Consider the following 22,193-nt stretch of genomic DNA (forward strand, 5'->3'; position numbering starts at 1 on the left):
AAACTCCCGTCGCCCGCCCGCTTAAATGGGGATTTCACTCGTTTTGCGGTGAGCAAAATCGAGATGAAATCCCCGCGGGCGACGGCAGTGGCGGAGCGTCAGCGGAGCCGCAGTGAGGCTGACACGGGGCGGAGAACTGGGGCGTGCTTTGGGCAGTGCTTGTGCGACCTTTAGGTCGCCGTCCTCGGCGAGGGCGACGCATCAGCGGCGCGTGGGGGGCGCGCCGAGGACGAACCTCGCAGAATGGGACGGCGAACAAGGCACTGCTTCTGCGATCTTTTGGGTCGCGGGCCGGACGCCGCAGCCCGCACCCGACAGAATTGGGGCAGAGCATTGGCTGTGCTTTGGGGCGGGTTGGACGCCCGGGCGGAACGCAACGAACATCGTGAGTTTGCGGGCCTCCCGTGGGCAGGCGTCCGGCCCGCGCGGTTCTTCGAACCGCAGGATTCAACTCAAAATAGGGTAGAGGCGGCCAGTTACTTGGGGTAGAGGCTGCCGGTTTTCGCGTGCCGAGCGGCACCTGTTTATTCCGAGAGGCAACGCAACTGAAGAGCGAAGGCGCGACTGTATATACGGTTAGGTAGAACATCTTGTGCATGAAACCATAGGAAATATCCGCGAATTCCGCTAACAGTGGAAGACCAACTACATCCGGCATTACAGAGATGCCACAGTGCGCCCGCACCGTTGTCGCGGTAGCCCGGGGCGGCGAGGACAACAAACCAGAAGCAGCAGCCCGAGCGTTACTTAACGCTCGGGCTGCTGGTCGGTGGTCGTGCGTTCGCTGCGGACTTACCGCCGATCGTAACGCCGACCGATCGTCTTCCAATCCACCAAATCCCAATAGTTGGTGATATATTCCGCCCGGCGGTTGCGATAGTCGAGGTAGTAGGCATGTTCCCAGACATCCAACCCCAGCAGCGGCGTCAGACCGTAGCGCAACGGATTACCCGCATTGGCGTCGGTCGTGATGCGGAGCCCGCCCTCCCGGTCAGTCGCCAGCCACGCCCAGCCCGAACCGAAAAGTCCCGCTGCGGCTTTCGTGAATTGGGCCTTGAACTGGTCGAACGAGCCGAAATCACGGTCGATCGCCTCCGCCAGCGCTCCGGAAGGCCGGGTCTGCGGCGTCGGAGAGAGGCCCAGGAAGAACAATTCGTGGTTCAGCGCCTGGCCTGCGTTGTTGAAGATCGGCCCCTCGGGCGCTTTGCGGACGAGCTCTTCCAACGAGAGGGTCGCATACGGTGTCCCCGAAATCAGGGCATTCAGGTTGTCGAGGTAGGTCTGATAGTGCTTTCCGTAGTGGAATTCGAGGGTTTCGCGGCTCATCTTCGGCGCGAGCGCGTCGAGCGTGTAGGGCAGTTTCGCAAGCCGGTGTTTCGGAGCGCTCTGGGCGAACGCCTCAGAGGCGAAGAGCCCCAAAAAGGCGAGGGCGGAGAGTAAAAGGTGCTTTTTCATAGGGGTTATGATAATCATTCGAGAGACTTGTCTCGCAAACGACGTGCCACACAGAGCTCCCCGTTTCTGCTTTTGCGCCCGTTCGCTGCCAGATTCCGAACGAAGAGACTACATTTACAGTCCGAACGCCCCGTCCGACAGCTCCTCCTCCGATGACGGCATCTCGCCCCTTCCATAAAATAAAACCGGCCGCCGGACGTTAGCATTCAATAAAATAAGACACCCTTTCCGTATGATACCTCTTTTCATCGTCCTTTTTCTGCTTCTGCTGACGCTTCCCGACCTTTATATCTGGCTCACCTACGTGCGCGGCGTCGCGGGCGGACGGTGGACGATCGCCTACTGGGCACCGACCGCGCTGGCCTTCGTTGCGTTGGGTTGCTGGCTGGGCGGCGTGTGGCCCGAGGGGAGCGTCCGCCTCTTCTTCGGCCTGCTGATGTGCATCGCCGCGCCGAAAGCGGTTTTATCTCTCTGTTCGCTGGCGGGGCGAGGCATCGGGCTGCTCGTACCGCATGCCGGACGGGTCGGGACAGTCGTCGGGATCGTCGCAGCGGTCGGGGTTTGCGTAGCCTCTTACTACGGTTTCGCCCGCGGCTGGAAACGGCTCGTCATCCAGGAGACCACCGTGGTTTCAGCCGCCCTGCCCCCGGCATTCGACGGCTATCGCATCGTCCACCTCTCCGACCTGCACGTGGGAACGTACGGCAAGGATACGACCTACCTTTCCCGGCTCGTCGACCGGGTCGACGGGCTGCACCCCGATCTGATCGTCTTCACGGGCGACTTAGTGAATCTCTCGTCCGATGAGCTCGACCCGTTCCTCGACGTTCTGTCCCGGCTTCGGGCACCGGACGGAGTCTATTCGGTGCTCGGGAACCACGACTATTGCACCTACCGACGGCTCGACCGGCCGCACGAAGCGGCCCGCGACCATGCGGTACTGATCGACCACGAACGGGCGATGGGCTGGAACCTGCTGTTGAACGAACACCGGATGCTGCATCGGGGCAGGGACAGCATCGCCCTGATCGGCGTGGAGAACGACAGCCGGCCTCCCTTCCCTTCGCGAGGCGATCTTCCTCGGGCACTGCGCAGCGTGCCGAAGGGTGTTTTCCAGATTCTGCTGAGCCACGACCCGAGCCACTGGCGTCGCGAGGTGCTTCCCGCGAGCGACATCCAGCTCACCCTTTCGGGCCACACCCACGCCATGCAGCTGAAGGTAGGCCGTTTTTCGCCCTCGCGGTGGAGCTATCCGGAGTGGGGCGGGCTGTATCGCGAAGGCGACCGGCAACTTTTCGTTTCGTTGGGGCTGGGCGGCGCGATTCCGTTTCGGTTCGGCGCCTGGCCCGAGATCGACCTGCTGGTGCTGCGCCGCGAAACGACCGACAACCAAGACATCGCGAAATGAGCGCCTCCTTCTCCGCCTCTTCCGTCCGGGAAATCCTGCGAACAGTCGCCGAAAGCCCGGAAAACAGCCGGCTGGCCGAAGTCTCGCGCCTCATCTCGTTCCATCCGTACGAGACCTACGGGCCGCACCGCCACCGCCGCATCGAGATCAACTACGTGAAACGGGGCAACTGCATCCTGCGGCTGGCCCACGGAAGCGCCAGTTTCAGACAGGACGAAACGATGCTCATCAGCTCGGATGCCGAACACTATTTCGAGGCCGGCTCCGAAGGAGCGACCCTCCTCCAGCTCGAATTCCACCCAGACATCTTCGGCCCGTCCGACCAGATCCTTCCGCCGCTTCCGGACAGCGAAAGCGGCGTGACGCGCATCGCCAACAACCTCCGTATCATGCGCGCCGTGCAGCGGATCGTCAACGAGCTCGACGAGCGGCAGGAGGACTACGGCCCCCTGGTGCTACTCTACTACACCGAACTGCTGATCCTGCTGCGCCGCTACCTGACCCGCACCTCCCTCTCGATCGGTTCCGACCCGGCCATGCAATCCGTCCTGACGGCGATCCACACCCGTTTCGCCGAGCCGCTCTCGATCACCGAGCTGGCCTCCGGAGCCGGAATCGGCCCCCGCTACCTGCGCAAGCTCTTTGAGCGGAACCTGAACCTCTCGCCGCTCGAATACCTGACCCGGTTCCGGATCGACCGCGCCGCCGATCTGCTCCGGAACACCGAGATGTCGGTCAAAGAGGTCGCCTTCGCCTGCGGGTTCCAGTCGCCCCAGTACTTCGCCCGCGTCTTCCGGCGGCAGACCGGGCGGTCGCCCAAAAGCCTGACCCGATAGACACGCGAGCTGCCCGGAGAGTTCCGTTTCGTACACATTTTCGCCGGTTTCATACCCGAACCTACCCGCATTCCCCTTCCGAACACGGTACCGTTCCGGGTTCATTCCGTAATTTTGTACCGATTCAGAACCGAACCTAAAAACCCAAACGACCGATGAAAAAAATCACCAGTATCTTCCTGTTACTTGCCCTCACGGTAACGGCAATTTTCGCACGCGTTTCTTTACCGCCCCTGTCGCCCCGGCCTGCGGCGGTGACCGGCGTGGCCGAACCGGTCCGTTCGCTGAACGGCACGTGGAATCTCCGCACCGCCACCGGGCCCGCCTCGACGATCGAAGTCCCGGGCGAATGGGCCATGCAGGGCTTCGAGATCGGCGAAGGCGAGACCGCGGTTTACACCACCCGGTTCCGCCTGCCCGACGACTGGCAGGGAGAGCGGATCAAGCTGCGTTTCGACGGCGTCAGCTCGCACGCCGCGGTGCAGGTGAACGGCCGGCCGGTCGGCGAGCACGAGGGCGGGATGGTGCCGTTCGAGTTCGACCTTACCGAAGCTGTCGAGGCCGGGCGGGAGAACACCCTGACCGTCGAGGTGCAGGCCCAGACCATCTCCGACCGGCTGAGCTGCCTGTCGCAGTATGCAGCCCATACGGTGGGCGGCATACTGCGCAAAGTCACGCTGTTCGCCCTGCCGGCGAGACACATCGCCTCGACCGACCTCACGACGACCCTCGACAAATCCTATAAGCATGCCACGCTGCACATCGCGACCGACATCGTGCAGGGAAGCGGAACAGCGACCGTCGAATACACGTTGAGAGACGCGGCCGGGAAACGGGTCGCGGCGACGAAACGGCCGTTACCGGCCGACGGGTCTGTCTCTGCTGCGCTGACCGTGCGGAACGCCCGGCTCTGGAATCCGGAGTCGCCGGAGCTTTATACGCTGACCACGACCCTCTCCGTCGACGGCCGGGAGGTGCAGACCAACGAACAGCGCGTAGGGATGCGGCAGGTCGAGGTGGAGGGGAACCGGCTGCTGGTGAACGGCCGTCCGGTCAAGCTGCACGGCGTGAACCGCCACGAGGTGCATCCGCTGCGCGGGCGGAGCGGCACGCCGGAGCTGTGCCGGCAGGATGCCGAACTCTTCAAGGCCGGAAACTGCAACTACATCCGCACGTCGCACTACCCGCCGTCGGAGGAGTTTCTTGACGCCTGCGACGAGCTGGGTCTCTTCGTCGAGAGCGAGTCGGCCCTCTGCTGGATCCAGCACGGCGCGTCGCCCATCTGGAACCACTGGGACTACCGCGACGAACGCTTCCTGCCCTACATGATTCAGGCCAACGTGGAAAACATCCAGGCCGGCCGGAACCACCCGTCGGTCATCCTCTGGTCTTTGGGGAACGAGTCTTATTGGTCGCCGCTGTGGCAGTCTGTGCTGGACTCGGTGAAGCGGATCGACCCGAGCCGTCCGTTCAGCTTCCACGACCAGTGCTGGGGCGGCTACAACAACGGCGGCAACCGGGCCGACCTGTGGAATTTCCACTACCCGTGGATCGGCGCCGTATCAGCCTGCGACACCATGTCGCGGCCGGTGCTCTTCGGCGAATATGCCCACCTGAGCTGCTACAACCGCACCGAGCTGACGACCGATCCGGGGATCCGGGCGGCGTTCGGCGGGCCGTTGGTCGAACTTTACGACACCATCTATCGCCATCCGGGCTGCCTCGGCGGAGCGCTGTGGAGCGGCATCGACGACACCTTCCATCTGCCCGACGGTCGGATCGTCGGCTACGGGCCTTGGGGGCCGGTCGACGGCTGGCGGCGTCCGAAACCGGAATACACAGCCATGAAACGGGCCTACACCCCGTTCCGCATCGTGGAACAGCGGCGGACGGCCGAGGGAATCAAGCTGACGGTCGAAAACCGGTACGACTTCATCGGGTTCGACCGCGTGCGGATCGAGGCGGGACCGGCCGGAGGCACGCTGCGTCCGATCGTCTCGCGGATTCCGGCGCGCGGCCGGGGGCGGATTCTGATTCCGGCGCCAACCGGAGAGGATATTTACCTGCGTGTAACGGGGCCGCAGGGATATGTCTGCGCCGAAGAGCTCTTCCCGGGAGACCGCGTAACGGTCGCGACGAACCATCTTTCGATTCCCTGGAAGACGAACGAGACACCCGACGCGCTGACCGTCACGGGCACAGGCAACGACGGACACCGCTACACGTTGGTTTTCAGCAAGACGACCGGGCTGATGACCCGGGCGGCCATCGACACCACGGCCCTGTTGCTGCAGGGTCCGGCCTTCAGCCTCGTGACGATGAACGCCGACAACGGCGACAAACCCAACGTAGCGAACGAGACCTACCAGAACGAACTGTATCCGAAAAAGAGTTACCCGAGTCCGGTACTCTACGCGACGGATTTCCGCCATAGCCGAGAGGCCGACGGAGGGATCCAAGTCAAGACCGAGCTGGCCTACCTCGGCGGCGACCGGGGACGAATCGTCTACCACATCCGGCCGAACGGAAAGATCGAGACCGAGTACGCAATCACGGTGGCCAAGGCGGTCGATCCGCGGCAGTACGGACTGGTGATGCAGTTGCCGAAAACGATGGAATTGCTGTCGTGGGAACGCGATGCCGACTTCTCGGTCTATCCGGAGTGGGACATCGCCCGACCGGAGGGGACTGCACGGCTGAACGCCCGGCCTCTGTACGAGGTCGAGGCATGGCGCGAGGTACCGCAAGGAGCCTGGAAAGAGGATGCCAACCCGATGGGTTCGGTCGATTTCCGTTCGACCCGCCGGAACATCCGCCGCGCCTCGCTGACCGACGACCGGCAGCACGGGATCGTGCTGCACGGCGACGGGCGACAGGCCTTACGCTGTTGGTTCCAGGACGGACGCATCCAGATGCTCGCGGCCGACTACAACAACGGCGGAGCCGAACCGTTCTACTCGGCTCCGTTCACCGACGACCGCATCCGAGTGAACCCGGGCGACACGCTGAACGGGAAAATCATTTTTGAACTTCGATAAAATCCAAACCGATGACACACATCCGAATCCTCGGTCTGCTGCTGGGCGGCATGATGCTATGCACGGCCTGCGGGTCGAAAGAGAACCGGTTACCAGCCGAAACAGGAGCGCACGACTTAGTATTCGACCGGCTGGCCGCGAGCTGGGACGAAGCGTTGCCGCTGGGGAACGCTTTCGTAGGCGAACTGATCTGGCAACGGGATTCGATGCTGCGGATGTCGCTCGACCGAATCGACCTGTGGGATACTCGACCGACGGACAGTTTGTCGGGCGATCGGTTCAGTTTCGACTGGGTCTATCGCCAGTGGAAAACGGGAAACTACAGCGCCGTGCAACGCAAGTTCGACGAGCCGTACGACCGGCAGGCCGCTCCGTCCAAAATTCCGGGAGCGGCCGTCGAGTTCGACGTGCGGAGCCTGGGGCCGGTGCGGTCGGCACGGCTCGTACTGGCCGACGCGCTGGCCGAGGTGGAGTGGGAAGGAGGGGCGTCGCTGCAAAGTTTCGTCAGCGCCACCGAACCGGTCGGTTGGTTCCGCTTCGAAGGGATTACGCCGGAGGTGTTGCCCGAGGTGATCGCTCCGCGGTATCGTTTGGAGGGCGAGTTGGCCGCCTCCAGCCCGGTGGGCGGGCATGATCTGCGCCGGTTGGGGTACGAGCAGGGTCGAGTCGAACACGAACAGCGGGCGGACGGCGGAACGATCCGCTATCGCCAGCCGGGATACGGCGATTTTTACTACGATGTGGCGGTGGAATACCGCTTCGCGGAGGGCCGATTGGTCGGAGCGTGGTCGATTACCACCTCCGGTTCGGTGTCGGCCGATGAACTGGAGGCCGGCGAACGGGCGGCCGCAGCCTTGCGGCGCGGGATCCGGAAAGATTACGAGAGCCACCGGAAATGGTGGACGGAGTATTGGAACCGTTCGTCCGTAACGCTGCCGGACAAGGTACTCGAACGGCAGTACGCCAACGAGATGTACAAATTCGGGTGCGTAACGCGCCGCAACTCGCCGATCATCCCGTTGCAAGGGGTCTGGACGGCCGACAACGGTCTGTTGCCGCCGTGGAAAGGGGACGTACACCACGACCTCAACACGCAGCTCAGCTACTGGCCCTGTTATACCGGCAATCATCTGGACGAGGGGTTCGGCTACCTGCAAACCCTTTGGGATCAGCGCGGGATCAACCGGGAGTACACGCGCCGGTACTTCGGCTGCGAGGGTCTCAACGTGCCGGGCGTGGCGACGATCAAGGGAGAGCCGATGGGGGGATGGATACAATATGCACTGTCGCAGACGGTCTCGGCCTGGCTGGGACATCACTTCTACCTGCACTGGAAATACTCGGCCGATCCGGATTTCCTGCGCGAGATGGGGTATCCGTATCTGCGGGAGGTGGCCGCGTTCCTCGAACGGATCACGGTGAAAAACGAGCGGGGAGAACGGACACTGCGCATCAGTTCGAGTCCGGAGATCAACGACAACACGCCTCAGGCGTGGTTCCCGACCATCACGAACTACGACCTGGCTTTACTCAAGAGTGCGTTCCGCGAGGCTTCGGAGATGGCCGCCACGCTGGAGCTGACCGATGAATCGGCGCACTGGGCCGCGCTGGAGGCGGAACTTCCGCCGTTCGACCTCGATTCGACGGGTGCGCTGACCTTTGCCGCCGGACACCCTTACGACCAGTCGCATCGCCATTTTTCCAATGCACTGGCGATCCATCCGCTCTCGCTGCTGGACGTAACACGCGGGGCGGACGAAGAACGGATCGTGCGGGCGACGATCGCTCGGCTCGACGAACACGGGAGCGACTGGTGGGTAGGCTACACCTTTTGCTGGCTGGCGAACATGAAAGCCCGGGCGCTGGACGGCGAGGGAGCGGCTACGGCGTTGCGGGATTTCGCCGATTACTTCTGTCTGCCCAACACGTTCCACGCCAACGGACAGCAGAACGGCACGGGAAAGAGCAACTTTACGTATCGTCCGTTCACGCTGGAGGGGAATTTCGCCTTCGCGGCGGGCATTCAGGAGATGCTGTTGCAGAGCCACACGGGGATCGTGCGGATCTTTCCGGCCATACCGGCTTCGTGGCGCGACGTCTCGTTCCGCGATTTGCGGGCTCAGGGGGCTTTCCTGATCTCGGCGACGATGACCGGCGGCCACATAACGGAGGTAACGATCGACCCGACGATGGGGGGTACGTTGAGACTGGCGAATCCTTTCCCGGCAAACTCTACGCCGTGCGTGTCGGGTGCGGTGTCGGCGACGCTCGACGGCGGAGTCTGGACGATCGAGACCCGGAAAGGAGAGCCGATCCGACTTCGGCCGTAACCGGTTTCCGAGCATATCCTGACAGCACGCCAGACCTTATGAAAGGTCTGGCATGCCGCATGATCCGGCCTCGCCGCCCCGGGCTTCCGCTATTACACCTCGGGCACAACGATAGGCGTGGGCAATGGCGGTTATAATTGGTCTTCCTCCTGCTCCGACTCAGGCACTCCGCACAGTTTCTACCTAAGTTTCAGCATGCCGGGAGTCTATTCCAGCGGAATGGATTACCGTACCTACGGTTTTCAGTTGCGTTGCCTCTCGGAATAAACACGCCCACTGGGCGTCTTACTGGCAACCTCTACCCCAGAGGGTTCTACCTCAATAACCGGGCCGCCTCTACCCTAAAAGCTACCCCTAACAACCGCCAGCCTCTACCCTAATACCAAAGGACAACCTCCGCCCCAAGCAACCGACAGCCTCGACAAAGAGCAAAAAAGAGAGGCAGCCTGCGCACATGCAGGCTGCCTCTCCCGATAAAAACCACCGGTTCCCTCTGAATCCGGCCCCGTCAGAACAGACCCGAGATATTGCCCTCGTCGTCGATATCGATCGCCTCGGCCGCCGGCACCTCCGGCAGACCCGGCATCCGCATGATCTCGCCCGTGATCGGCACCAGAAAACCCGCCCCCGCCGCAATCTCGATGTCCCGTACCGTGATGGTGAAACCACGCGGCCGACCCAAAAGCGCCGGATTGTCCGACAGCGACTTCTGCGTCTTGGCGATGCAGACCGCCAGCCCCGTGAGGCCCAAATCCGCAATGCGCTTCAGAGCCTGTTTCGCCTTGGGCGTGTATTCGACACCGTCCGCCCCGTAAATCCCCCGCGCGACCGTCTCGATTTTCTTCTCCACCGACTCGTCCAACGGATAGAGCGGCTGGAAATCCGTCCGGCCCGACTCCGTCGCCTCGACCACCAGCCGCGCCAGCTCCTCCGTCCCCGCTCCGCCCTCGCCCCAGACGTTCGCCACCGCACACGCCACACCGCGCATCGTACAATAATCCTTGATGAACTGCAACTCCTCGTCGCTGTCCGTCACGAAACGGTTGATCGCCACCACCGGCGTCAGGTTGAACAGTCCGACGTTCTCGATATGCTTCTGAAGGTTTTCGATGCCCCGCTCCAGCGCCTCGACATTCGGCGTCTTGAGCTCGGCCAGCGGCTGCCCTCCGTGATATTTCAGCGCCCGCACCGTCGCCACCAGCACCACCGCGTTCGGAGCCAGCCCCGCCGCCCGGCACTTGATGTCGAGGAACTTTTCCGCCCCGAGGTCGCAGCCGAAACCCGCCTCGGTCACCGTATAGTCCGTCAACGAAAGCGACATCTCGGTGGCCAGCACCGTATTCGTCCCCTGGGCGATATTGGCGAACGGCCCGCCGTGGATCAACGCCGGCGTCCCCTCGATCGTCTGCACCAGATTGGGCTTGATGGCATCCTTCAGCAGTGCCGCCATCGCCCCTTCGGCATGCAGATCCCGCGCGTAGATCGGTTTTTTATCATACGTAAAGCCGACGAAGATATTCCCCAGCCTGCGTTTGAGGTCGGCCGGCCCGGAAGCCAGACAGAGGATCGCCATCACCTCCGACGCCGCCGTGATATCGAACCCCGTCTCGCGCGGCACCCCGCCGGTCGTCCCGCCCAGCCCGATCACCATGTCGCGCAATGCCCGATCGTTCATGTCCATCACCCGTTTCCAGGAGATCGTCCTCGGGTCGAGTCCCAACGAGCGGGTTTTGCTTTGCAAATTATTGTCGATCAACGCGGCCAGCAGGTTGTGCGCCTTCTCGATCGCGGCGAAGTCGCCGGTAAAGTGGAGATTGATCTCCTCCATGGGCAAAACCTGCGAGAAGCCTCCGCCCGTCGCTCCGCCCTTGATGCCGAAGACCGGCCCGAGCGACGGTTCGCGCAGGACGACACACGAGCGTTTCCCGATCCGGTTCAGCGCCTGCGACAGCCCGATCGAGACAGTGGTCTTCCCCTCTCCGGCCGGCGTGGGCGAGATGGCCGTCACGAGAATCAGCCGCGAGTCGTTTTTCCGCCGGCGGTCGATGTATTTCAGCGGCACCTTGGCCTTGTACTTTCCGTACATTTCGAGGTCTTCGGGGTCGATGCCCATCTGGCGGGCAATGTCGGCGATCGGCTTCATCCGCACCGACCGGGCGATTTCGATGTCCGTTTTCATAGCGTTCGTTTCGATTTTTAACAACCCGGGTTCGTTCGGGCAACCAAATATAACACCTTTTTCGTATATTAGCATACTTTTTCAGCAGAGACGCACGCCATGAAAATCCGCATCCTGGGGCCGGCCCATCCCTACCGGGGAGGAATCGCCAAGTTCGACGAGACGCTGGCCTCGGCCTTCGCCCGCGAGGGACACGACGTGAAGATCGTCAACTTCACGCTGCAATACCCGTCATTTCTCTTCCCCGGCGAGACGCAGTACACCCGGATGGCGGCTCCGGAGGGGCTCGCCATCGAACGGCGCATCAATTCGGTGAACCCGCTGAACTGGCCGGCGGTGGGGCGCGAGATTGCCGCCGAGCGGCCGGAGCTGGTGATTCCGCGCTTCTGGATGCCCTTCATGGGGCCGTCGCTGGGGACGATCGCCGGAACCGTCCGGCGGCGGTCGCCGCAGACGCGGATCATCGCGCTGACGGACAACATCGTCCCCCACGAACATCGTCTCGGCGACCGGACACTGACCCGCTACTTCCTGCGGCGGACGGACGGCGTCGTCTACATGTCGGACGAGGTGGGGCGCGACCTCGACTCGTTCGCCTATCGGGGCGTGCGGGCCATGTCGCCCCACCCGATCTACGACACCTACGGGCCGACGATTCCGAAGGCGGAGGCTTGCGCGGCATTGGGATTGGATCCGGCGGCGGACTACGTCCTCTTTTTCGGTTTTATCCGCGACTACAAGGGGCTCGACCTCTTGCTCGAAGCGTGGGCCAGACTCAAGGCGCAGGGCGGGACGCAGGGGCGGAAGCTGCTGATCAGCGGCGAATACTACGGGAATCGGGAGAAATACGAGACACTGATCCGGCGTCTGGGGCTGGGCCCGGACGATCTGGTCGTCCACGACCGGTATATCGAGGAGACGGAGGTGCGGAACTACTTCTGCGCCTCGGATCTGGTGGTGCAGCCTTACCGGAGCGCCACGCAGAGCGGGGTGACGCAGGTGGCCTATCATTTCGAAGTGCCGATGGTGGTGACTCGGGTGGGCGGTCTGCCCGAGATCGTGCCGGACGGCGAGGTGGGCTACGTGACGTCGGTGTCGGCTGAAGGAATCGCCCGGGCGATCGCCGACTTTTACACCCAAAATAAGGCGGCGGAGTTTCGGGCACGCATCGCCGTCGAAAAACGCCGCTTCGGGTGGGAGGCGCTGACGGAAACGTTCCTGCGGCTGTACGATGAAATCAGGAAATAATAATTTGAATCCCATGAGATACCTGAAATTTACTTTCGCATTTTTCGCCCTGCTGCTGGCGGGGCTGACCTTCGCGGGGGCCACGGAGCTGTACGACCGGCTGATCGCCCTGAAGGGCGTCGTGTCGGTCGAGGAGTTAGAGAAAGGGCTTTTCGAAGAGCGGTACGCCGTGATGTTCGAACAGCCGCTCGACCACCGGCGACCGGGGAAGGGCCATTTCGAACAGCGTTTCGTGGTGGCGCACACCGGCTTCGACCGGCCGACGGTCTTAGTGACCGAGGGATACGGCGGGGCAAGGGCCGTGGGGACGCGGTATCGCGAGGAGCTTTCGGAGCACCTGAACGCGAATCAGGTCTTCGTGGAGCACCGGTATTTCGGCGAATCGACTCCCGAGCCGCGGAACTGGCACTACCTGAACGCCGAACAGGCGGCGGCAGACCTGCACGCCGTGCGGGAGGCGCTGCGGGAGATCTATCCGGAGAAGTGGGTGGCGACGGGAGTGAGCAAAGGGGGCGAAAACTCGCTGATCTACCGGATGTACTATCCGGAGGATGTGGACGTGACGGTGGCTTATGTCGGGCCGGTCTGCTTCGGCGTCGAGGACGGGCGGCACGAACCGTTCCTCGACCGGGTCGGGACGGACGAGGAGCGGGCCACGATCCGGGAGTTCCAGACCGAGGTGCTCAAGCGGCGGAAGGAGCTGGTGCCGCTCTTCGACGAATACTGCAAGTCGAAAAGCTATACGTTCCGGACGAATATCGACGAGGTGTTCGACCTCTGCGTGCTGGAATACCCCTTCTCGATCTGGCAGTGGGGGACGGCGACGAGCCTGATTCCGGCGCCGGACTCGCCGCATCAGGAGCTGTTGGATCACCTGATCGCGATCGTCTCGCCGGACTACTTCGCCATCAACGACGAACCGTCGTTCTTCGTGCAGGCACAACGGGAGCTGGGCTACTACGGCTACGACACGGCCCCGTTCGAGGGGCTGCTCTCGATTCGGGACGCCAGGGGTTACCTGCCGCGGATCATGCTGCCGGACGATGCCCGGAATATCCGGTTCAGCGACGGACTCTCGCGCCGGATCGTCTCGTTCTACAAGGCGAACGACCCGAAGGTGATCTGCATCTACGGCGAGAACGACCCGTGGAGCGCGGCGATGCCCGACTCGACCCTCTTCGAGGGGAAGACGAACATGAAGCTCTTCGTCGAACCGGGCGGCAGCCATCGGGCGCGGATCAAGACGCAGAGCGAGGAGGTGCAGGCCGAGATTTGGGAAGTGATCGAAGGGTGGCTTTTCGGGATTTGACGAATCGGAAGCCGACCCCGCCCCGGGCTACTGCGGCCACAACACGGGCGCGCTGTACGCCATCGGTGACGAAGGTACAGTCTGGTCTGCGTCGGTGCCCAACGGCAACACGTATGCATTACGTCTGGTGCTCAATATGCCTTACGTCGCTCCGTCCAATGCAGAGAGTCGTAGCTACGGTTTTCAGTTGCGTTGCCTCTCGGAATAAACAGGACACGCCCCTTTCCGAACATGCAAAGTTTTTAAACCCAAAAGGATGAATTATATCGAATACAACATTCAGGTACCGGGCCCGGACGAGGCGGAGATCGTCGTGGCCGAGCTGGCCGAACTGGGATTCGAGAGCTTCTCGGACTACCTGCCCGACGGCTTCATGCCGGGGGCCGGCAGCGTGAAGGGCTACATTCCCGACACGGCGGAACAGGAGGGAACGACGCATACCGCCATCCAGAACTTCCTCTACCGCGAGGGCTACCCCTACGAACGGAACGAAATCGAACAACAGAACTGGAACGCCGAATGGGAGTCGCGTTTCGAACCGATCGACATCCTCGACGGGATGTGCTACATCCGTGCACCGTTCCACGAGCCTAAAGCGGGAGGGGCCAAGCACGAGATCGTCATCATGCCGAAGATGTCGTTCGGCACGGGGCACCACGCCACTACCTACCTGATGGCGGAACAGATGCTGGCGATGGATTTCGCCGGAGCATCGGTGCTCGACATGGGCTCCGGAACGGGGATTCTGGCGATTCTGGCCGCCATGCGCGGCGCCGTGGTAGTCGACGCGGTGGACATCGACACGTGGGCTTACGAAAACTGTCTGGAAAACATCCAGACCAATGGAGTGCAGACCGTAGTCTGTCCGATTTTGGGCGACGTGACGGCGGTGGCGGGAAAGGTCTACGACTACATACTGGCCAACATCAACCGGAATATCCTTTTGGGCGACATGGAACGGTACGCCGCCGGTTTACGGAAGGGGGGACTGCTGCTGGTCAGCGGCATTCTCGACCTGGATGCGGACACGCTGATCGGTGCGGCCCGGCGACACGGGCTGGTGCAGACGGCGACCAACACACGCGACGGGTGGGCGCAGATCACCTTCCAAAAGGCTTAGCGACATGCTGTTACAGGACGATCGGATTCGGCTGCGAGCCTTGGAGCCGGAGGATGCCGAGGCGATGTACCGGTGGGAGAACGACACGACGCTGTGGCGGCTCGGCGACACGACCCGCCCTTTTTCGCAGGCGGCGATTCGGGAGTTCATCGCGGACGCCTCGCTCGACCTCTACGCGGCCCGGCAAATGCGGCTGATGATCGACCTGCGGGCGACGGGCGAGACGATCGGGTGCGCAGACCTGTTCGATTTCGACCCGCTGCACCGACGGGCGGGGATCGGCATGCTGATCTACGAACGGAAGATGCGCCGACAAGGATTCGCGACGGCGGCTTTGCAGCTCCTCGCGGAGTACGCTTTCGGACACTTGGAGATGAGGCAGTTGTGGGCGGACATTCCGCTCTCGAACGAAGCGAGCCTGCGGCTGTTCGCACGGGCGGGATTCGAGGACTCGGGCGTGAAACGCGCCTGGATCCGGGCGGCGGAGGGGACGGGATACGAAGATGTGCGGTTCGTCCAACTGCTGCGGCCGGAACGATGAACATCTATGGCACCTGCATAAACAGAGCGCGCTCCGGACTGATCCGGAGCGCGCTGCTTTTTTCGCTATCGCCCGTTACCGGGAGACTTTCCGCCGCGAGCGGAAGAACGAGACGATCCAAAGCAAGACCACTGCGCCGACCAGTGCGGTGATGAGGCTGCCGAAGCGGCTGGCGGGTGCCCAGCCGAAAAGACCGAAGATCCAGCCGCCGAGCAACCCGCCGACGATCCCGATCACAATGTTGAGCAGGAAGCCCGACCCGCGACCTTTCATAATCAAACTGGCGAGCCATCCGGCTGCCAAACCGATCAGAATAAACCACAAGAAATACATAACTCAAAGGTTTTTAAGGATTAAACTTTCAGAGGTTAATTACTCCGCGGGATAATGAAACCAAGAATTATGCCAAATTAATCCCGTATCTGTTTTCTTGCTTTGAATCGGAGGGTACTGTTCTCTTTGTTCACAAAGAGAACCAGAAAACCGACGCTGCCAGCGAGAGCAATGCAAACATAGTTTGCAAATTGCCGAGCGGCGAGGAGGAAGGCGAAGCCAAACTTCAGAGCGCATCCCTACGGGATGCTCTGGCCGTGTCTGACCTTGGGTTGGGCTGGATTTCCGGTGGGGCGCGCTTGGGTATTAGCCTTATTATTAGCGCGCCCACCAAGAAAATCCCAGCCCAACGAAACAAGGCGGAGAGAACACGTGGTCGGCCCAACGGGACGACCTCTGCAAAAGTTCTTTGGGTACCTTTCTTGAAAGAAAGGTTCGGTTCCTGCAGGGACAAAGAAAAAAGTACCGGATAAAAATCGGGAGGAATGCTTTATCTTTGCGGTTGCCATGGTGATGTCCGACAAACCCTCGTTACAGCTCACGAACGCCGTGATTTTTCAGAAAGACGCCCGCCGGGAAGTATTGCGGGACGTGAACCTGTATGCCTATCCCGGCGAGCTGATCTACCTCGTGGGGCGAGTCGGCAGCGGCAAGAGCAGCCTGTTGAAGACCTTGTACGGCGAGCTGCCGTTACGCATCGGACGCGGACAGATCGCCGGTTTTCCGCTGCACACTTTGACCCGGCGGCAGGTGCCCTACCTGCGGCGACAGCTGGGGATCGTTTTTCAGGACGCCACACTGCTGGAAGACTGCACCGTTTATCAGAATCTGGAGTTCGTTCTGCGGGCGACCGACTGGCGCAACGCCGAAGCGATCAATAACCGGATCGACACCGTGTTGGCACTGGTGTCGATGAGCCATCAGGCACACGCCTACCCGAACCAGCTCTCGGGCGGCGAGCGTCAGCGGGCGGCCATTGCCCGGGCGCTGCTCAACAATCCTCAGATCGTGCTGGCCGACGAGCCCACGGCCAACCTCGACCCGGATTCGACCGAGGAGGTGATGGAGCTTTTCCGCAGCATGACGGACGAGGGACGGACGGTGATCCTTTCGACCCATAACCAAGCTATGCTCCAGCGTTATCCGGGCCGCACGTGGCTCTTGGAAGAGGGCTACGTCACGGAACTGGATGCGGAGTAGCGGAACTCTTCTCTCTCTCTTTACAAATCCTTGATCAGCACCCCTTCGCCGCTGCGGGAGACCGCGTCGCGCAGACGGATGATCTCGTCCCACTCCCGCGAAAAATCCTGTTTCAGATCGACCCGGAAATTCTCCGAACCGCAACGATCCACCCGCTCGAAAAGATCGGCCACCGTCATCCGGTGGATGTCCGAAGCCGGAATATAGGCCGAAACCACCTTATCGTCCTCGACCGGAGTCTCCGCCACCAGACCGATGCGCAGCAAAAGCTCCAACGTATCGGCCGTCAGCCGCGTCGGAATCCGATAGTGTCCCGAAATCTGATCCGCCGTATACGGCCGTTCGCCCGTCGCAAAACGCCCCACAATCACCCGCATCACCGCCAACAGAATAAAATCCCGATACCGGCGGCTGATATGCCGGGCTTCCTGTTCGAAGTCGAACTTGCTGACATTCTGGTGGGCAAAAGCCAGCTCGGCACCGAACAGGCAGATGAACCAGGAGAGTTGCAACCACAATAGCAGCAACGGCAGCGCCGCAAAGCTTCCGTAAATGGCATTATACTTCGAAATCCATATCTGGCCGCTGATGTAGAGCACCTGAAAAATCTGGAACGCGATGCCGGTGAACAACCCGGCGAACAACGCGCTCCCGAACCGGACTTTCGTGTTGGGCAGGTACATATAAAGCAGCACGAAGAGCAGGATAATCACCAGATAAGGTATCGCCCGCACGACCGGCGCCAGCGCCCATCCGAGGATATGCTCCTGTCCGGCGGCGGTGGCGAGCAGGAGCGAGATGCCGGCATTGCAAATCAGAAAGACCGGCGCAACCACCAACAGAGCCAGGTAGTCGGTGAACTGGCGGACGTACGGTCGCCCGTGCTTGATCTGCCAAATGTCGTTGAAGTTGCTCTCGATCTTGCTGAAGAGGCTGAAGACGGTGTAGAGCAACAGCACGACGCCGACACCGACGAAAACGCCTCCCTGGGCATACTCGATCGAACGGTCGATAAAGGTGAAGGCCCGTTGCAGAATCACCTCCTGACCGGTAAAGTAGCGTACCAGTTCGCTCTGGACAAGGTGCTGGAGGCCGAATCCGCGGGCGATGGCGAACAGCACGGCCAGAATCGGCACGATCGAAAGCAGCGTGCTGTAGGTCAGGGCGCCGGCCCGAATATTGAGCTGCGCGGCGCTGATGTTCCGAATGGCGAGGATGAAGCTCTTCAACAGGTTGTAGAGTCCGACGCGCTTCACCGAGCCGTCGATGCTGCTGATGCGCCAGATATCATAGGTGAAGAAACGAATCGTGTCGAGGACGAGCTGTTTAATTTTCAGAAACAATCTTTTCATACGCTGCGAAATAGTTCTTCGGTGTCGCCTCTGCGGCTATCGCTCCTTGTCGGGCTGGCGAGGGCCGTAGGTCACCTCGGCAAAAACGGGACGGTGATCCGACTGGTCGGGCGCGTCGATCACGCCGTTGTCGCAAACCCGATACGAGATTCCACCACCGGTATAGCCCCAAATATAGTCGATCGTATCCTGCGGATCGTCGGCCGGCCAGCTCGGGAGCCGCGTGTCGTTCAGGGGTACGAACCGCTGACGCAGAGCGCGAAAGACTTCGGAGTCGGGCGGACAGTTCAGATCGCCGGCCAAAAACACCGCCCGACCGGGATACGAAGCGGCCACGCTGTCGATCAGCTCGACGGAGCTCAGCTGGTCGGCCGGAGTCAGCGACAGGTGGGTCGCCAGCACGACGTAGTCCGAGAATTCGGCTACAATCAGGGTTCTGGCCTCTTCGCGACCGGGCAGGGGCAGCCGTTCGACCCGCTTCGGGCGCCGCTTCGAGAGGAGCCCGATGCCATACGCACCGCCGTCATAGGCGATCGCGCGGGCGAAGGTGCCGTGCAGACCGGTTCGATGGGCGAACTCCCGCAGGGCATCGGTATCGCCGTTCCGCCGGGTCATGCTGTCCAGCTCCTGCAAGGCGCAAATATCGGGCCGCGCGGCGCGAATCACGGCGGAGGCGCGCGCGTAGTCACGCGTTCCGTCCATCCCCATACCTCCGCGCACGTTGTAGCTCACGATGCGCAGCGGACGGGCCGGGCGGCGGGCGACGGCTTTGGTCAGCAGGGCTCCGCCCAGGAGGCAAAAGAATACAAGTCCCATGTATCTCATCATTATCTGTTTTTAGATTTCTATCCTGCTTCATTCGCCCGCCCCGGGCTACCGCCGACATGTGGATGGAGCTCCGGGCAATACCGGCAACAGCGGGTACAGTTGGTCTTCCACGACGATCAGTGGAATCGACGGGGTGGATTTAAATTTCAATGTAATCTATCTCAATCCTCAAATGCAAGATGCCCGTGCCCACGGTTTTCCGTTGCGTTGCCTCTCGGAATAAACAGGGTGCCGCTCGGCACTCGAATACTGGCCGATTCTACCCTAAATAAAGGCAGCCTCTCCCCCACCCTGCCCGATTTGGCACGATCTATGCTATTCACACACACCAACACCACATTAATATCCGGTTTCTCCCGGCAAGAGCGAATTTTTCAACATTCAAATATCGCAAAACCGATGAAAAAGAACAAACACACCCTCACGAACGCCAACGGCAGACCCGTGGCCGACAACCAGAATGTCCAGACCGCCGGCCCGTACGGCCCCATGGCGATGCAGGACGCCTGGTACCTCGAAAAGATGGCCCACTTCGACCGCGAGGTCATCCCCGAACGACGCATGCACGCCAAAGGCTCCGGCGCCTACGGCACCTTTACCGTCACGAACGACATCACGCGATATACACGCGCCTCGATCTTCGCCGAAGTCGGCAAACAGACCCCCTGCTTCGTCCGCTTCTCGCCCGTCGCCGCCGAACGCGGCGGAGCCGACGCCGAACGGGACATCCGCGGGTTCGCTATCAAATTCTACACCGACGAGGGTAACTGGGATCTGGTCGGCAACAACACGCCGGTCTTCTTTCTGCGCGACCCGCTGAAGTTCCCCGACCTGAACCACGTCGTCAAGCGAAACCCGAGGACGAACCTCAAAGACCCCAATGCCAACTGGGACTTCTGGACACTACTGCCCGAAGCGCTCCACCAGGTGACCATCACGATGAGCGACCGCGGTATACCGGCCTCGTACCGCCACATGCACGGGTTCGGCAGCCACACGTTCAGTTTCTACGACAAGGAGAACCGGCGCACGTGGGTGAAATTCCACCTCGAAACGCTACAGGGGATCAAAAACCTGACTGACCAGGAGGCGGCCGACATCATCGCCAAAGACCGCGACTCGCACCAGCGCGACCTCTACGAAGCCATCGAACGGGGCGACTTCCCGCGGTGGAAGTTCCGCATCCAGATCATGACCGAGGAGCAGGCCCGCAACTACCACATCCACCCGTTCGACCTGACCAAAGTGTGGCCCCACGGCGACTTTCCGCTGATCGACGTCGGGGTGATGGAGCTGAACCGCAATCCGGACAACTACTTCGCCGAGGTGGAACAGGCGGCTTTCAACCCGCAGAACGTGGTCGAGGGGATCGGCTTCTCGCCCGACAAGATGCTCCAGGGGCGGCTCTTCTCCTACGGCGACGCACAGCGCTACCGGCTGGGAGTCAACGTCGAACAGATTCCGGTAAACAAACCCCGCTGTCCGTTCCACGCCTTCCACCGCGACGGGAAGATGCGGGTGGACGGCAACTACGGTTCAACGATCGGCTACGAGCCCAACAGCTACGGCGAGTGGCGCGATACGCCGGCGAAAAAAGAGCCGCCGCTCTCGTGGACGGGCGACATCTACAACTATGACGAACGGGAGTACGACGACGATTACTACACCCAGCCGGGCAACCTGTTCCGCCTGATGACGCCGGCCCAGCAGCAGGTGCTGTTCGAAAACACAGCGCGACACATGGGAGATGAGACCGAGCTGTTCATCAAACAGCGGCACGTGCGGAACTGCTACAAGGCCGATCCGGCTTACGGTCAGGGCATTGCCGACGCACTGGGCATCGACCTGAAGGAGGCGTTGGCGGGAGATCGCTAACGAACCGGAGGGGCTTCGACAGGCCGCGGAACTTTCACGTTCCGCGGCATTTTCTTATCTTTACCGAACATAAAATACGATCGTATCGTGATGGATTTTTTACAAGACTATCGGCTGCTGGGACTGGTGATCGGCATCTGTACCTTTTTGATTATCGGGTTGTTCCATCCGGTGGTGATCCGGGCGGAATATTACTGGGGAACGCGGTGCTGGTGGATTTTCCTGGTATTGGGCATCGGGGGAACGGCGGGGTCGCTGCTCACGGACAATGTCCTCGTTTCGACGCTGTTGGGGGTATTCGCCTTTTCGTCGTTCTGGACGATCAAGGAGGTTTTCGAACAGGAGGAACGGGTCGTCAAGGGGTGGTTCCCGACGAATCCGCGGCGGGCGGCCCATTATGAACGGATTCGCGAACGAAAATCGAAACAGTTATGATCGAACGGACGACACTGGAATTTTTGGACGATCTGCGGCGCAACAACTACAAGGAGTGGTTCCACGAGCATCGGGCCCGTTATGAGGCGGCGCGCGAAAACGTGTTGGAGAATGCGGAACGGATGGTCGAGGGAATCAATCTGTTCGACCCGTCGCTGGGGTATCCGGATGTCCGGAAGCTGATTTACCGGATCAACCGCAACCTGCGCTTTTCGGCGGACAAGCGGCCGTACAAGACCCATTTCGGGGTGGTGCTCAACGCGGACGGGGAGCGGCACAGTCCGTTGTCGGGCTACTACATGCACGTCGAGCCGGGCGGCATGTCGGTAGTTTCGTGCGGGTTGTACATGCCGGAGGAGAAATCGGGTTCGCTAAAGGCGATTCGGGAGGCGATCGACACGAATTGGGAGGAGTTCAGCGGAATTGTCCATGCGCCGGAGTTCCGGAGGGAGATCGGCGATCTGTGTCGGGAGGACAAGGTTTTGAAGCGTGTCCCGCGGGGGTTCCGGGCGGACTCGCCGGCGGCGGAGTACCTGAAGTTGAACCACTTCTATGTCTGGGTGCACCTGCCGGACGATCTGGTGACGAGTCCGGAGTACATTCCGGAGGCGTTGCGGTTGTTCCGGCTGATGAAGCCGCTGAACGATTTCCTGAACCGCATTGTCCGACCGTAAACGCCCGATTCCCTGCGGCGCCCGCCCCGGGC

Annotated in this window: 19 protein-coding genes; 14 read left to right on the forward strand and 5 right to left on the reverse strand. The window is 61.5% G+C overall.

Going from position 1 to position 22,193, the window contains the following annotated elements; all coding sequences use genetic code 11:
* Positions 1 to 792: 792 nt before the first annotated feature.
* A complete protein-coding gene (locus tag QZ302_RS02930) occupies positions 793 to 1,455 on the reverse strand; it encodes a superoxide dismutase (protein ID WP_294592291.1) in 663 nt (220 codons plus the stop codon).
* A 232-nt stretch (positions 1,456 to 1,687) separates the two neighbouring features.
* Here QZ302_RS02930 and QZ302_RS02935 point away from each other — a divergent pair, with 232 nt between their 5' ends.
* The 5 genes from QZ302_RS02935 (at position 1,688) to QZ302_RS02955 (ending at position 9,334) form a co-directional block, all read left to right on the forward strand.
* Positions 1,688 to 2,863 carry a metallophosphoesterase gene (locus QZ302_RS02935; RefSeq protein WP_294592293.1) on the forward strand — a complete coding sequence of 392 codons (1,176 nt, stop codon included), beginning with the start codon at positions 1,688 to 1,690 and terminating at the stop codon, positions 2,861 to 2,863.
* Complete coding sequence (locus QZ302_RS02940; RefSeq protein ID WP_294592295.1) at positions 2,860 to 3,699, forward strand: AraC family transcriptional regulator; 840 nt, start codon at positions 2,860 to 2,862, stop codon at positions 3,697 to 3,699. Before QZ302_RS02935 ends, QZ302_RS02940 begins: the two co-directional genes overlap by 4 nt.
* A 155-nt stretch (positions 3,700 to 3,854) precedes the next feature.
* On the forward strand, positions 3,855 to 6,737 hold the full coding sequence (locus QZ302_RS02945) for a glycoside hydrolase family 2 TIM barrel-domain containing protein (protein ID WP_294592297.1): 2,883 nt from the start codon (positions 3,855 to 3,857) through the stop codon (positions 6,735 to 6,737).
* A gap of 11 nt (positions 6,738 to 6,748) precedes the next feature.
* Positions 6,749 to 9,067: a glycoside hydrolase family 95-like protein gene (locus QZ302_RS02950; protein ID WP_294592298.1), complete on the forward strand. Its 2,319-nt coding sequence runs from the start codon at positions 6,749 to 6,751 to the stop codon at positions 9,065 to 9,067.
* A gap of 117 nt (positions 9,068 to 9,184) precedes the next feature.
* Entirely contained in the window at positions 9,185 to 9,334 is a 150-nt protein-coding gene (locus tag QZ302_RS02955) for a hypothetical protein (RefSeq protein ID WP_294592300.1), read from the forward strand.
* A gap of 241 nt (positions 9,335 to 9,575) precedes the next feature.
* Here QZ302_RS02955 and QZ302_RS02960 read toward each other — a convergent pair whose 3' ends face one another.
* A complete protein-coding gene (locus QZ302_RS02960) occupies positions 9,576 to 11,246 on the reverse strand; it encodes a formate--tetrahydrofolate ligase (protein WP_294592302.1) in 1,671 nt (556 codons plus the stop codon).
* A gap of 99 nt (positions 11,247 to 11,345) precedes the next feature.
* On the opposite strand from QZ302_RS02960, the gene QZ302_RS02965 reads away from it, so the two are divergent.
* From QZ302_RS02965 to QZ302_RS02980, 4 genes are all read left to right on the forward strand, one after another.
* Positions 11,346 to 12,494 carry a glycosyltransferase gene (locus QZ302_RS02965; RefSeq protein WP_294592304.1) on the forward strand — a complete coding sequence of 383 codons (1,149 nt, stop codon included), beginning with the start codon at positions 11,346 to 11,348 and terminating at the stop codon, positions 12,492 to 12,494.
* 13 nt (positions 12,495 to 12,507) lie between these two features.
* Positions 12,508 to 13,803, forward strand: a complete 1,296-nt coding sequence (locus QZ302_RS02970; protein WP_294592307.1) for a S28 family serine protease — start codon at positions 12,508 to 12,510, stop codon at positions 13,801 to 13,803.
* Between the two features lie 256 nt (positions 13,804 to 14,059).
* The gene (gene prmA, locus QZ302_RS02975; protein ID WP_294592310.1) at positions 14,060 to 14,923 is read left to right on the forward strand and encodes a 50S ribosomal protein L11 methyltransferase; all 864 of its coding nucleotides are present in this window, start codon (positions 14,060 to 14,062) and stop codon (positions 14,921 to 14,923) included.
* 4 nt (positions 14,924 to 14,927) lie between these two features.
* A complete protein-coding gene (locus QZ302_RS02980) occupies positions 14,928 to 15,464 on the forward strand; it encodes a GNAT family N-acetyltransferase (RefSeq protein ID WP_294592312.1) in 537 nt (178 codons plus the stop codon).
* 75 nt (positions 15,465 to 15,539) lie between these two features.
* On the opposite strand, the gene QZ302_RS02985 is transcribed toward QZ302_RS02980, so the two are convergent.
* Positions 15,540 to 15,797 (reverse strand): GlsB/YeaQ/YmgE family stress response membrane protein, encoded by a 258-nt coding sequence (locus QZ302_RS02985; RefSeq protein ID WP_294592314.1) that lies wholly within the window; start codon positions 15,795 to 15,797, stop codon positions 15,540 to 15,542.
* 513 nt (positions 15,798 to 16,310) lie between these two features.
* On the opposite strand from QZ302_RS02985, the gene QZ302_RS02990 reads away from it, so the two are divergent.
* Positions 16,311 to 16,997, forward strand: a complete 687-nt coding sequence (locus QZ302_RS02990; protein ID WP_294592316.1) for an ATP-binding cassette domain-containing protein — start codon at positions 16,311 to 16,313, stop codon at positions 16,995 to 16,997.
* Between the two features lie 20 nt (positions 16,998 to 17,017).
* Here the strand turns inward: QZ302_RS02990 and QZ302_RS02995 are convergent, their stop codons facing one another.
* Together QZ302_RS02995 and QZ302_RS03000 are read right to left on the reverse strand one after the other, a co-directional pair.
* On the reverse strand, positions 17,018 to 18,349 hold the full coding sequence (locus tag QZ302_RS02995; RefSeq protein ID WP_294592318.1) for a YihY/virulence factor BrkB family protein: 1,332 nt from the start codon (positions 18,347 to 18,349) through the stop codon (positions 17,018 to 17,020).
* A gap of 36 nt (positions 18,350 to 18,385) precedes the next feature.
* A complete protein-coding gene (locus QZ302_RS03000; RefSeq protein WP_294592320.1) occupies positions 18,386 to 19,165 on the reverse strand; it encodes an endonuclease/exonuclease/phosphatase family protein in 780 nt (259 codons plus the stop codon).
* A 70-nt stretch (positions 19,166 to 19,235) separates the two neighbouring features.
* On the opposite strand from QZ302_RS03000, the gene QZ302_RS03005 reads away from it, so the two are divergent.
* From QZ302_RS03005 to QZ302_RS03020, 4 genes are all read left to right on the forward strand, one after another.
* Positions 19,236 to 19,400: a hypothetical protein gene (locus tag QZ302_RS03005; protein WP_294592322.1), complete on the forward strand. Its 165-nt coding sequence runs from the start codon at positions 19,236 to 19,238 to the stop codon at positions 19,398 to 19,400.
* 176 nt (positions 19,401 to 19,576) lie between these two features.
* Positions 19,577 to 21,052, forward strand: a complete 1,476-nt coding sequence (locus tag QZ302_RS03010; protein WP_294592324.1) for a catalase — start codon at positions 19,577 to 19,579, stop codon at positions 21,050 to 21,052.
* A gap of 90 nt (positions 21,053 to 21,142) precedes the next feature.
* Positions 21,143 to 21,487, forward strand: a complete 345-nt coding sequence (locus tag QZ302_RS03015; RefSeq protein WP_294592327.1) for a DUF4491 family protein — start codon at positions 21,143 to 21,145, stop codon at positions 21,485 to 21,487.
* On the forward strand, positions 21,484 to 22,161 hold the full coding sequence (locus QZ302_RS03020) for a DUF2461 domain-containing protein (RefSeq protein WP_294592330.1): 678 nt from the start codon (positions 21,484 to 21,486) through the stop codon (positions 22,159 to 22,161). Before QZ302_RS03015 ends, QZ302_RS03020 begins: the two co-directional genes overlap by 4 nt.
* The last annotated feature ends 32 nt before the right edge of the window (positions 22,162 to 22,193 follow it).

The organism is uncultured Rikenella sp. (genome assembly GCF_910579375.1).
GTDB lineage: Bacteria > Bacteroidota > Bacteroidia > Bacteroidales > Rikenellaceae > Rikenella.

What these genes read in the sequence shown, in the direction of transcription:
- QZ302_RS03010 (WP_294592324.1), top strand. Translation starts at nt 19,577, where the DNA reads ATGAAAAAGAACAAACACACCCTCACGAACGCCAACGGCAGACCCGTG.
- QZ302_RS02935 (WP_294592293.1), top strand. Translation starts at nt 1,688, where the DNA reads ATGATACCTCTTTTCATCGTCCTTTTTCTGCTTCTGCTGACGCTTCCC.
- QZ302_RS03000 (WP_294592320.1), bottom strand. Translation starts at nt 19,165, where the DNA reads ATGGGACTTGTATTCTTTTGCCTCCTGGGCGGAGCCCTGCTGACCAAA.
- QZ302_RS02985 (WP_294592314.1), bottom strand. Translation starts at nt 15,797, where the DNA reads ATGTATTTCTTGTGGTTTATTCTGATCGGTTTGGCAGCCGGATGGCTC.
- QZ302_RS02930 (WP_294592291.1), bottom strand. Translation starts at nt 1,455, where the DNA reads ATGAAAAAGCACCTTTTACTCTCCGCCCTCGCCTTTTTGGGGCTCTTC.
- QZ302_RS02940 (WP_294592295.1), top strand. Translation starts at nt 2,860, where the DNA reads ATGAGCGCCTCCTTCTCCGCCTCTTCCGTCCGGGAAATCCTGCGAACA.
- QZ302_RS02970 (WP_294592307.1), top strand. Translation starts at nt 12,508, where the DNA reads ATGAGATACCTGAAATTTACTTTCGCATTTTTCGCCCTGCTGCTGGCG.
- QZ302_RS03015 (WP_294592327.1), top strand. Translation starts at nt 21,143, where the DNA reads ATGGATTTTTTACAAGACTATCGGCTGCTGGGACTGGTGATCGGCATC.
- QZ302_RS02960 (WP_294592302.1), bottom strand. Translation starts at nt 11,246, where the DNA reads ATGAAAACGGACATCGAAATCGCCCGGTCGGTGCGGATGAAGCCGATC.
- QZ302_RS02990 (WP_294592316.1), top strand. Translation starts at nt 16,311, where the DNA reads ATGTCCGACAAACCCTCGTTACAGCTCACGAACGCCGTGATTTTTCAG.
- QZ302_RS02950 (WP_294592298.1), top strand. Translation starts at nt 6,749, where the DNA reads ATGACACACATCCGAATCCTCGGTCTGCTGCTGGGCGGCATGATGCTA.
- QZ302_RS02965 (WP_294592304.1), top strand. Translation starts at nt 11,346, where the DNA reads ATGAAAATCCGCATCCTGGGGCCGGCCCATCCCTACCGGGGAGGAATC.
- QZ302_RS02945 (WP_294592297.1), top strand. Translation starts at nt 3,855, where the DNA reads ATGAAAAAAATCACCAGTATCTTCCTGTTACTTGCCCTCACGGTAACG.
- QZ302_RS02995 (WP_294592318.1), bottom strand. Translation starts at nt 18,349, where the DNA reads ATGAAAAGATTGTTTCTGAAAATTAAACAGCTCGTCCTCGACACGATT.
- QZ302_RS03020 (WP_294592330.1), top strand. Translation starts at nt 21,484, where the DNA reads ATGATCGAACGGACGACACTGGAATTTTTGGACGATCTGCGGCGCAAC.
- QZ302_RS02980 (WP_294592312.1), top strand. Translation starts at nt 14,928, where the DNA reads ATGCTGTTACAGGACGATCGGATTCGGCTGCGAGCCTTGGAGCCGGAG.
- prmA (WP_294592310.1), top strand. Translation starts at nt 14,060, where the DNA reads ATGAATTATATCGAATACAACATTCAGGTACCGGGCCCGGACGAGGCG.